This is a genomic window from Inquilinus limosus MP06, assembly GCF_000767795.1.
In the GTDB taxonomy this organism is placed as follows: domain Bacteria; phylum Pseudomonadota; class Alphaproteobacteria; order DSM-16000; family Inquilinaceae; genus Inquilinus; species Inquilinus limosus_E.
Map to the genome: position 1 here is coordinate 1 of NZ_JANX01000568.1, position 4,017 is coordinate 4,017.

Genomic DNA, 4,017 nt, shown 5'->3' on the forward strand with positions numbered 1-4,017 from the left:
CTGGGCCTGGTCGGCGCGCTGCCGGCGGCGGCCGAGGCCGCGCGGATCGCCGGGGCCGAGCGGCCCTTCGCCAGGGTGACGGAGGCGACGGCGGCCGGCCTCGCCTACATCCCGGCCGACCGCAAGAAGGAGGGGCTGCTGCTGCCGCACAGCATCGCCTTCAACCTGCTGCTGCCGACCCTGGCGCGGCCGGCGCGGGGCCTGCGCGACCGGGCGGCGGAGGCGGCGACCGTCGCCGATCTGGCGAAGCGGCTGACCATCAAGGGCGACACGGCGCGCCCGGTGCAGGCGCTGTCCGGCGGCAACCAGCAGAAGGTGGCGCTGGCCAAGTGGCTGCCGCTGGCGCCCCGCGTGCTGCTGCTGAACGACCCCACGCGGGGCGTCGATGTCGAGACCAAGCGGGAGATCTACGTCATGCTGCGGGCGCTGGCGGCGCAGGGGAAGGCGGTGGTGCTGCTCAGCTCCGACACGCCCGAGCTGGTGCATCTCTGCGACCGGGTGGCGGTGATGTTCGCCGGCCGCACGGTGGCGACGCTGGAACGGCCGGGCATCAGCGAGGAGGCGATCGTCGGCGCCGCCATGGGCGTCGCGGCGCCGGGGCTGGCGGCATGAGCCTCTATCGGGCGATCCAGGGCCGCCGGCACCACGGGCTGCGCGGGCTGTACCTGATCGTGGCGCTGTTCCTGGCGCTCTATGTCGCGTTGTTCCCGGGGCTGGTCAGCGTCGAGGGCTTCGCCAAGTTCACCCAGAACTGGTTCCCGCTGGCGCTGGTGGCGATGGCCCAGGCGATGATCATGCTGACCGGCGGCATCAACCTCGCCGTCGGCGCCATGGTCAGCCTCGGCGCCGTGGTCGCGGCCACCAGCTTCGACGGGATGATGGGCGTGCCCGGCGGGGTGCTGGCCGTGGCCGCGATCGGCCTCGCGGTCGGGGCCGGGGCGGGGGCGATCGTGGCGTTGTTCCGGCTGCCGGCGATCATCGTCACCCTGGCCGGGTCCTTCATCCTCGGCGGCGCCGCCCTGCTGGTGCTGCCGCGGCCGGGCGGCGACGTGCCGGACTGGCTGTCGGAGCTGCTGGCCGGCCACCAGCCGGTGGCGGCGCTGCTGCTGGTGCTGCTGGCCGTCGCCTGGAAGCTGTATTTGGCGACGCCGATCGGCCTCGGCCTCTATGCCGCCGGCGACAACCCGGTCGGCGCCTACCGCTCCGGCGTGCCGGTCGACCTGGCCAAGGTCGTGGCCTATGCCGTCAGCTTCATGCTGGCGGCGCTGGCCGGGCTGTTCGTGGCGGCGCAGACCGGGTCGGGCGACCCGGTGATCGGCACGCCCTTCACCCTCAACTCCATCGCCGCGGCGGTGCTGGGCGGGGTCGGCTTCCTCGGCGGGGCCGGCACCATGCGCGGCGCCATCGCCGGCAGCCTGCTGCTCAGCGTCATGATCAACGTCATGTTCTTCCTGGGCTTCCCGCCCGTGGCACAATACATCGCCCAGGGGCTGATCATCGTCGGCGCCGTGGCGCTGCCGCAGATCCATCAGCGCTGGAGGCGGGCATGACCGCGATCGCGACCAGGTTGCCCGCGATCCTGCGGCACAAGGTGGTGCTGGCCTGGCTGGTGGTGGCCGTGGTCTGGATCGCCGCCAGCCTGCTGACCCGCGGCTTCGGCGCCTATGGCCATCTGCGCTACCTGCTGGAACTCGCGGCCGTGATCGGCCTGGTCGCCGCCGGGCAGACCCTGGTGGTGATCGGCGGCGGCATCGACCTCGCCGTCGGCGCGGTGATCACGGTGACGGCGATCCTGCTGCCGCTGCTGTCGGTGGCCTGGGACCCGACCGGCCTGGTCGGGGTGACGGCGACGCTGCTGGTGGCGGCCGGGATCGGCTTCCTCAACGGAATCGGCATCGCGGCGCTGCGGGTGCATCCGCTGATCATGACCCTGGCGATGGCGACGCTGCTGCAGGGCCTCCTCGTCATCGTCGCCGGCGGCAGCGCCATCACCGTGCGCAACCCGGTGGTGGAATGGCTCGGCTCCGCCCGCCCGGCCGGGGTGCCGGTCGGCATCCTGCTGTGGCTCCTGGTCTCGGCCGGGGTGCTGATGCTGCTGCACCGGACCGCGGCGGGCGCGCGGATCTTCGCCCTCGGCACCAGCCCCCTGGCGGCGCGGCTGTCCGGCGTCGATATCGGGCGGACCACCGTGCTGCTGTACACGCTCAGCGGCCTCGCCGCCGGCATCGCCGGGGTGCTGGTGCTGGGCATGAACCGGCAGGGCTATGTCGGCATCGGCGACCCGTATCTCCTGACCTCGATCGCCGCGGTGGTGCTGGGCGGCACCTCGATCCTGGGCGGGCGCGGCACCTATGCCGGCACCATCCCGGGGGCGATCCTGCTGGTCACCATCACCGCGCTGATCACCGTGGTGAACGCCTCGCCCGGCTGGCGCAGCATCCTGTTCGGCGGGCTGATCCTGGGCCTGCTGCTGCTGTCGGGGCGCGAGGCGAGGCGCTAGCCGATCCGGTACAGCCGGCGGGCGTTGTCGTGGAACAGGGCCCGCTGCTCGGCCGGGGTCAGGTCGGCGGTGAAGGCCTTGAAGCCGTCCCAGACATGGTCGAAGGCGGCGTGCAGCCCGGCCACCGGGAAGTCGCTGGCGAACAGCGACCGGCCGGGGCCGAAGGCGTCCAGGCAGGTCAGCACCACCGCGCGCAGGCTCTCCGGCGTCCAGTGATGGTCATAGGCCACGAGGTCGGAGATCTTGAGATGCACGTTCGGCTCGCGCCCCAGCGCCGCCAGGCCGGCGCGCCAGCGGGCCATGCCCTCCGGGTCGCGGTCGGCCGGGCTGCCGCAATGGTTCAGGATGAAGGTCTGGCCCGGGAAGTCGCGCACCAGCCGCAGCGCATCCGCCATCTGTCCGGGATAGATCATCAGGTCGAAGGACAGGCCGAGCCCCTCCAGCCGGGCCAGGCCGCGGCGCCAGGCCGGGTCGTCCATCCGGTCCGACCGGGCGGCGAAGCTGCGCGCCGGGTCCGGGTGCCAGCTCAGGATGTCGCGGATGCCGACGACGCGCGGGAAGGCCGCCTGCCGCTCCAGCAGCGCCGGCGCGTCCGGGGAGTCGAGCGGCACATGGGCGACGTAGCGCGCGGCGACGCAGCGGCGATCGTCCAGCGTCTCCAGCCATTCGGTCTCCGCCACCGGGTCGGCGGGGTCCCAGCCGGCCTCGACATGCACGGTCGCGACCACGCGCTGGTTCCGCGCATCGGCCCGGTAGTCGGCCGGCAGGTAGTTGCGGCGCAGCGGCGCGTTGTCGCCGAACACCATCTCGCCCCGCGCCGGGCGCAGCCAGGGATGGCGGTCCAGCGACAGGTCCCAGAGATGGTGGTGCGCGTCGATGATCGGGCCGTCATAGGGCTGGGTCACGAAGCCTCTCCTGCAGGATGTCCGCTTTGCGTCGGATCGATGACAACGTTGTCTTGACAGATAGCCCGCCGCTGCCGTCTAAGAAAGCCCAATGACGGGGACCGGTACAGGGAAGGGAGCGGCGATCGTGGCCGACGGCATCATCGAGCAGGACATGCTGCATGACGGGATCCGGGGCGTGCCCCCGGGCGCCGGGCCGATCCCGCTCGACGCCGTGGCGGCGCAGGGCTGGCACCCGGCCGAGGGCACCATGTCGCTGCCGGTGCTGACCCTGGACGAGGAGGCCTTCGCCGGCAACCGGGCGCTGATGCTGCGCTACGCGGCGGAGCAGGGGGCGGCGATCGCCCCGCATTCCAAGACGCCGATGGCGCCGGCCCTGGCGGCCTCGCTGGTCGCGGCCGGGGCCTGGGGCACCACGGTGGCCGATATTCGCCAGGCCGCGGTGATGCTGCGCGCCGGGCTGAACCGGCTGATCCTGGCCAACCAGGTCGGCGGCCCGGGCGGCGCCCGACGCCTGGCCCGGCTGCACGAGGCCTATCCCCGGGCCGAGATCTACGCCTTCGTCGATTCCCCGGAAGCCGCGGTGTCGCTCGACGCCGCCTGGGCCGAGGC

4 protein-coding genes and 1 pseudogene are annotated in these 4,017 nt (G+C 73.1%); 4 read left to right on the top strand and 1 reads right to left on the bottom strand.

All coding sequences use genetic code 11. From position 1 onward, the window contains the following. The 3 genes from P409_RS28540 to P409_RS28550 all read left to right on the top strand — a co-directional run. Positions 1-612, top strand: a 612-nt coding sequence (locus P409_RS28540) for an ATP-binding cassette domain-containing protein (RefSeq protein WP_202964834.1), incomplete at its 5' end; no start/stop codon positions are given. Further along, positions 609-1,550, top strand: a complete 942-nt coding sequence (locus tag P409_RS28545) for an ABC transporter permease (protein ID WP_034846401.1) — start codon at positions 609-611, stop codon at positions 1,548-1,550. The genes P409_RS28540 and P409_RS28545, both read left to right, overlap by 4 nt. Beyond that, positions 1,547-2,500, top strand: coding sequence for an ABC transporter permease (locus P409_RS28550; RefSeq protein ID WP_034846403.1), 954 nt, complete (start codon positions 1,547-1,549; stop codon positions 2,498-2,500). The genes P409_RS28545 and P409_RS28550 overlap by 4 nt, the downstream gene beginning before the upstream one ends. On the opposite strand, the gene P409_RS28555 is transcribed toward P409_RS28550, so the two are convergent. Next, on the bottom strand, positions 2,497-3,405 hold the full coding sequence (locus P409_RS28555; RefSeq protein WP_034846405.1) for an amidohydrolase family protein: 909 nt from the start codon (positions 3,403-3,405) through the stop codon (positions 2,497-2,499). The genes P409_RS28550 and P409_RS28555 overlap by 4 nt on opposite strands. A gap of 127 nt (positions 3,406-3,532) precedes the next feature. Here P409_RS28555 and P409_RS28560 point away from each other — a divergent pair. After that, a pseudogene (locus P409_RS28560) lies at positions 3,533-4,017 on the top strand (amino acid deaminase); the annotation flags it as partial.

Coding starts and splice junctions, on each gene's coding strand:
- P409_RS28545 (WP_034846401.1), top strand. CDS start 609: ATGAGCCTCTATCGGGCGATCCAGGGCCGCCGGCACCACGGGCTGCGC.
- P409_RS28550 (WP_034846403.1), top strand. CDS start 1,547: ATGACCGCGATCGCGACCAGGTTGCCCGCGATCCTGCGGCACAAGGTG.